This is a genomic window from Caballeronia catudaia, assembly GCF_001544755.2.
Classification (GTDB): domain Bacteria; phylum Pseudomonadota; class Gammaproteobacteria; order Burkholderiales; family Burkholderiaceae; genus Caballeronia; species Caballeronia catudaia.
The window spans coordinates 23,072-29,396 of sequence record NZ_FCOF02000061.1 but is presented as its reverse complement, the minus strand read 5'-3'; the positions used below and the strand labels follow the sequence as shown (position 1 = coordinate 29,396).

Annotated in this window: 6 protein-coding genes; 2 read left to right on the top strand and 4 right to left on the bottom strand. The window is 63.9% G+C overall.

The genetic code is table 11. The features are described 5' to 3' along the window. Together hpnK and AWB75_RS33180 are read left to right on the top strand one after the other, a co-directional pair. On the top strand, window positions 1-708 hold a 708-nt coding region (gene hpnK / locus AWB75_RS33185; protein WP_061128212.1), incomplete at its 5' end, for a hopanoid biosynthesis-associated protein HpnK. Then, entirely contained in the window at window positions 705-1,703 is a 999-nt protein-coding gene (locus AWB75_RS33180; RefSeq protein ID WP_061128211.1) for a lysylphosphatidylglycerol synthase domain-containing protein, read from the top strand. The genes hpnK and AWB75_RS33180, both read left to right, overlap by 4 nt. An 85-nt stretch (window positions 1,704-1,788) precedes the next feature. Here AWB75_RS33180 and lpxC read toward each other — a convergent pair whose 3' ends face one another. The 4 genes from lpxC to ftsA all read right to left on the bottom strand — a co-directional run bounded on the left by lpxC (window position 1,789) and on the right by ftsA (window position 6,312). Continuing rightward, window positions 1,789-2,706 (bottom strand): UDP-3-O-acyl-N-acetylglucosamine deacetylase, encoded by a 918-nt coding sequence (lpxC, locus tag AWB75_RS33175; protein ID WP_061128210.1) that lies wholly within the window; start codon window positions 2,704-2,706, stop codon window positions 1,789-1,791. Between the two features lie 262 nt (window positions 2,707-2,968). After that, complete coding sequence (locus tag AWB75_RS33170) at window positions 2,969-3,472, bottom strand: peroxiredoxin (protein WP_061128215.1); 504 nt, start codon at window positions 3,470-3,472, stop codon at window positions 2,969-2,971. A 286-nt stretch (window positions 3,473-3,758) separates the two neighbouring features. Continuing rightward, window positions 3,759-4,970, bottom strand: coding sequence for a cell division protein FtsZ (gene ftsZ / locus AWB75_RS33165; RefSeq protein WP_061128209.1), 1,212 nt, complete (start codon window positions 4,968-4,970; stop codon window positions 3,759-3,761). Between the two features lie 109 nt (window positions 4,971-5,079). Then, window positions 5,080-6,312 (bottom strand): cell division protein FtsA, encoded by a 1,233-nt coding sequence (gene ftsA / locus AWB75_RS33160; protein WP_008342980.1) that lies wholly within the window; start codon window positions 6,310-6,312, stop codon window positions 5,080-5,082. Window positions 6,313-6,325: the final 13 nt, after the last annotated feature.

The following is a 6,325-nucleotide window of genomic DNA, read 5'->3' as shown; positions in this document are numbered from 1 at the left end:
GGTGCGAACGCCGCCCACGACGCCGTGAAGATCGCGCACGACTTGCCGGACTTGCGCGTCGGGCTGCATATCGTGCTTGCGGATGGTCATGCGGTGTTGCCGCGCGCCAGCATTCCCACGCTCGTCGATGAGAACGGCCGCTTCGCGGATCGCATGGTGCGCGACGGCTTTCGCTTCTTCTTTCTGCCCGAAGTGCGCCGCCAACTGGCGCGGGAAATCCGCGCGCAATTCGAGGCGTTCGCTGCGACCGGGCTCGCGCTCGATCACGTCAACACGCACAAGCATTTCCATCTGCACCCGACGGTGTTGTCGCTGATTCTGGATATCGGACGGGAATTCGGCATGCGCGCGATGCGCCTGCCGTTCGACGCCGGCGCACCGCTCGCGCTGCGTCCGTGGATCGCGCTGATGCGCGCACGGCTCGCTCGCGCAGGCATTGCGCATAACGATCGCGTGTACGGCATGACCGCGACCGGCGCGATGGACACCGCCACGATGCTTCAGGCGCTCGCGCATCTGCCGCCCGGCGTCACGGAAATCTACTGCCATCCCGCGACGCCCGCCGATGCGCCGATCACCGCGTCAATGCGCGGCTACCGCCGCGCCGACGAACTCGATGCGTTGCTGTCGCCGCGCGTCGCGGCGGCGATCGCGTCGGCGAACCTGGCGTGCGGCGGATTCGCCGACCTCTTCCCTTCCTCGACATGAAACGCCTGCTGCGCTGGGCGATGCTGCCGGCAGGCATCGTCGCGTTGATCGCGTTCGTGCTGCATCGGGGCGTGCACGACGTCGTCGCGGCCATCGATCAGGCGGGATGGGCGCTGCTGTGGCTCGTGCCGTTCCACGCGCTGCCGCTGCTGCTCGACGCGCAAGGCTGGCGCGCGCTGCTGGGCGGCCGCGCGTCGCTCGGCTTCCTGTGGTGGGTCGCGGCCGTGCGCGAAGCGGTGAGCCGCCTGCTGCCCGTCGCGAGCATTGGCGGGGAAGTGGTCGGCATGCGGCTCGCCCGATGGCGCGTGCGAGATGCGACAGCCGTGAGCGCGTCGGTGATCGTCGAAGTGCTGGTCACGATCGGCGTTCAGTACGCCTTTTCGGCGCTCGGCATTGTGCTCGCGCTGACGTCGCGGCGCGGCGTCGGAATTGAATCGATCGCGCTCGGCCTGCTTTTGTCGCTGCCGCTGCCCGTGCTCGTGTTCGCTCTCGTCAAAAAGGGCGGATGGTTTCAGGCATTCGAGCGTCTCGCGGCGCGGATGTTCGGCGCGTCGCATCCTTTGACGCAAGGTATCGGCGGCGCAAACCTCGATGCCGCGCTCGATGCCCTGATGCGGCAGCCCGGCACGCTGCTGCGCGCGTTCGCCTGGCAGCTCGCGGGCTACGTGCTCGGCGCGCTCGAGGTGTACTGGGCGCTAGCGCTGCTCGGGGAGCCCGTGACGATCGGCGAGGCGCTCGCGATCGAAGCCCTGACGCAGGCGGTCCGGCACGCGGCCTTCATGGTGCCCGCGGGGCTGGTCGTGCAGGAAGCGGCCGTGATGGCGTTCGCGAGCATGTTCGGCGTCGGCATGGACGCAGCGATTGCGCTTCCGCTCATCAAGCGCATGCGGGAAACGATCTTCGGGTGCATTGCGCTGGCTAGCTGGCAGATCGCCGAAATGACCCGGCGTCAGCGGGAGCGCGGCGCATCGGCGAATGCAACAGGCGACATCTGACACACAACGCGCTACGACACGCGCAAAAAAAATGAGCGGCGCTTTCGCTGCCGCTCATTCCCCACTGCTCGATTAAGGCCCGATATCAGGCAAACGCCGTTTGCGTGTCGAATCCGAATCCACGCGGCGCCTTCTGCGTGTCCTCGAAGGTAACGATCTCGTAGGCATCTTCGTTCGCGAGCAATTCGCGCAGCAGCATGTTGTTCATCGCATGGCCGCCCTTGTACGCCTTGTACGACGCCAGCAACGGATGGCCCACCACATACAGGTCACCGATTGCGTCGAGCATCTTGTGCTTCACGAATTCGTCGTCGTAACGCAGGCCGTCGTTGTTCAGGATGCGGTATTCGTCGAGCACGATCGCATTGTCCATGCTGCCGCCGCGGGCCAGGCCGAGCTCGCGCATCATTTCGACCTCATGGGCGAAACCGAACGTGCGGGCGCGGGCGATTTCGCGCACATATGACGTCGTGGCGAAATCCACTTCCAGCGCCTGGCCGGTCTTGTCGACGGCCGGATGGCGGAAATCGATGGTGAAGCTCAGCTTGAAGCCGAAATATGGCTCGAGACGCGCGAACTTGTCGCCGTCACGCACTTCGACGGGCTTCGTCACCTTGATGAACTTCTTCGCTGCGTTCTGCTCTTCGACACCTGCCGACTGGATCAGAAACACGAACGAAGCCGCGCTACCGTCCATGATCGGGATTTCCTCGGCGGTGACATCGACATACAGGTTGTCGATGCCGAGGCCCGCGCATGCCGACATCAAGTGCTCGATGGTCGACACGCGCGCGCCGTCCTTCTGCAACACGGACGCGAGACGGGTGTCGCCGATCGCCATCGCGGACGCGGGAATATCGACCGGTTCGGGCAGGTCGACCCGCGAAAACACGATGCCCGTGCCAATCGGTGCGGGACGCAGGGTCAAGTCGACCTTGCGGCCGGAATGGAGCCCGATACCCACGGTTTTGACGACGGTCTTGATTGTTCGCTGCTTCAACATGATGTTCGTCCGATTTGTTTTTCCTATAAAGGAAATCAATCGCTCGTTAGACACTAATAGTCCGAATTATACTCCATCCATTGCGCGCCGTCGTGATCCAGGGAGTATCAACTGTTTCCCTGTGTTACGCCGAATCGGCATGAAAGTGAAGTAGAACGGGCCGATGCCCGGAATGGAGGCATTTCCGGTCATCGGCCCCAAGTTGCAGCTCGGTGCGAGGGCGCTTTGAGCGTTGCGCAATGGCAACACGGCGCCGCTGCACTCAGCGCAACGTCGCCAGGATGCTTTGAGCGTCGCTGACTTCGAACTTGCCGGGCGCTTCGACTGACAGCGTCTTGACCACGCCGTCGTCGACCACCATGGCGTAACGTTGGGAACGGATTCCCATGCCACGCGCGGACAAATCCTGATCCAGTCCGAGTGCCTGAGTGAAACGCGCACTGCCGTCGGCGATCATCTTCACCTTGCCCGAGGTTTGAAGATCGCGTCCCCACGCGCTCATCACGAACGCGTCGTTGACGGATACGCACCAGACTTCGTCGATGCCCGCCGCGGACAGGTCCGCCGCCGCATCGACGTAGCCAGGCACGTGTCTGGCGGAGCATGTCGGCGTGAACGCGCCCGGCAATCCGAAGATCACCACGCGCTTAGCCGCGCTCCGCTCGCGCACCGGGAACGCATTCGGTCCCACGGCACAGCCCTCGGTCGCCTCCTCGATGAACTCGAAGAGACTGACATCAGGCAACGTATCACCCACTTTGATCATGCTCGGTCCTTCCCTCATCAGTGCTCGCGACATCTTCGCGATCGCATCGTCCCGCGGCATTACCGAACTCCGTTGCAGCGATCCCGGCTTCAATCTGCCTTCCTCTACGTCAGGGGCAAATTCGTGGGGGTCGGCTGGCCACGGCCCGGCGTCCATTTCGAATCAGGACGCGGCCTTGGACAGTCGCCCCACGCGAAGCCCGCATCATCCGCGCCGGTCGTTCAGCGCGTGCACGCGGTGTGCTGCATCGTCATGACGAAACCAGCAGCAAATACCGTGCGTGCGCTCAGTCTGCTTGCTTGCGCAGGAACGCCGGGATGTCGTACGTATCGACGCCTTTCTCCTGCAACGCCTGCACGTGTGATGCCGCCGTCTCACGCGTCGAACGCCACACCGCCGGGGTGTCGAGCTGACCGTAGTCCGTCGTGCCCTGACCATGCTGCGAGCCGTACGAGTTGTGCGCGGTGTGATGCTGCGCATGCGCGACCGGCTGGTTGTCGGTGCCCGTGCGCAGGAGCGTCATCGGCGCTTGCTGCTGTTTCTTCGCCGCGCGGCCCAGACCCGTTGCCACCACCGTCACGCGCAGTGCGTCGCCCATCGCGTCGTCGTACACGGCGCCGAAAATCACCGTGGCGTCATCGGCGGCATAGGACTTGATCGTGTTCATCACTTCACGCGTTTCCGACAGACGCAGCGAACGGCTCGACGTAATGTTCACCAGCACGCCGCGCGCACCCGACAGATCCACGCCTTCGAGCAGCGGGCTCGCGACAGCCTGTTCCGCAGCGAGACGCGCGCGATCGACGCCGGCGACCGTCGCCGTGCCCATCATCGCCTTGCCCTGCTCGCCCATCACCGTTTTCACGTCTTCGAAGTCGACGTTCACGAGACCGTCGACGTTGATGATTTCCGCAATACCGGCCACAGCGTTGTTCAGCACGTCGTCCGCGCACTGGAAGCACTTGTCCATCTCGGCGTCGTCGCCCATCACCTCGAACAGCTTGTCGTTCAGCACGACGATCAGCGAGTCGACGTGATCCTCCAGTTGCTGCGAGCCCGCTTCCGCGACGCGCATGCGGCGGCCGCCTTCGAACTCGAACGGCTTGCTCACGACGCCGACGGTCAGAATGCCCATTTCCTTCGCGATCTGCGCCACGACCGGCGCCGCGCCCGTGCCCGTGCCGCCGCCCATGCCAGCGGTGATGAACACCATGTGCGCGCCGCGCAGCGCATCGGCGATACGCTCACGCGCGTCTTCCGCTGCTTCCTTGCCCTTGTCCGGCTTCGCGCCCGCGCCGAGACCGGTCATGCCGAGCTGCAGCACCGTCGGCGCACGCGAACGAGCGAGCGCTTGCGCGTCGGTGTTCATCACGATGAAGTCCACGCCCTGCACGCCGCGCGTGATCATGTGCTGCACCGCGTTGCCACCCGCACCACCAACACCGACGACCTTGATGATCGTTCCGTTGGTTTCCGTTTCCAGCATTTCGAAATCCATGTTGCCTCCGTCAAGAATGAAGATCGGCGTTATTCGATGAGAGATCGGGCAACCTCACATCGCGCGCCAGCCGCCGGTACCAGCGCGTAGTTCTTTTGATGCTTCTTCTTTAAAAATTCCCGAGGAACCAGTCCTTCATCCTCGAGAACACCTGTCCCATCGAGCCGTTCTGCACCGCGACCTTGCGGCCGCGCATGCGTTGCGAGCGTCCTTCGGCGAGCAGGCCCATTGCGGTGGAGTAGCGCGGATTGCGCACGACATCCGCGAGACCGCCCGCGTATTCCGGCACGCCGATGCGCACCGGCTTCAGGAAGATGTCTTCACCGAGCTCGACCATGCCGGGCATCATCGCCGCGCCGCCGGTCAGCACGACGCCGCTCGACAGCAGCTCTTCGTAACCCGACTCGCGCACGACTTGCTGCACGAGCGAGAACAACTCTTCGACGCGCGGCTCCACGACCGCCGCCAGCGCCTGACGCGACAGCGTGCGCGGACCGCGTTCGCCCAAACCGGGCACTTCGATCATTTCGTCCGGATCGGCGAGCGCCTGCTTCGCAATGCCGTAGCTCACCTTGATGTCTTCCGCATCGGGCGTCGGCGTGCGCAGCGCCATCGCGACGTCGCTCGTGATCTGATCGCCCGCGATGGGAATCACCGCGGTATGGCGGATCGCGCCTTCGCTGAAGATAGCGATGTCGGTCGTGCCGCCGCCGATATCGACGAGCACCACGCCCAGTTCCTTCTCGTCTTCCGTCAGCACCGCAAGCGACGAGGCGAGCGGTTGCAGAATGAGGTCGTTCACTTCGAGCCCGCAGCGGCGCACGCACTTCACGATGTTCTGCGCCGCGCTCACCGCGCCCGTCACGATATGCACCTTCACTTCGAGGCGGATGCCGCTCATGCCGATCGGCTCGCGCACATCTTCCTGCCCGTCGATGATGAATTCCTGCGTCAGGATGTGCAGCACCTGCTGATCGGTCGGGATGTTGATCGCCTTGGCCGTCTCGATCACGCGCGCGACATCCGCCTGCGTGACTTCCTTGTCCTTGATCGCGACCATGCCGCTCGAATTGAAGCTGCGGATATGGCTGCCCGCGATGCCGGTGAACACATTCGTAATCTTGCAATCCGCCATCAGCTCGGCTTCTTCGAGCGCGCGCTGGATGGATTGCACCGTGGCCTCGATATTGACCACGACGCCCTTCTTCAACCCCTTCGAGTCGCTCTGACCGAGTCCGATCACCTCGTAGTGGCCTTCGCCCTTCAATTCGGCGACGATCGCGACCACCTTCGACGTTCCGATGTCGAGGGAAACCAGCAGGTCTTTGTAGTCTTTGCTCATAGCGTGCTCATTG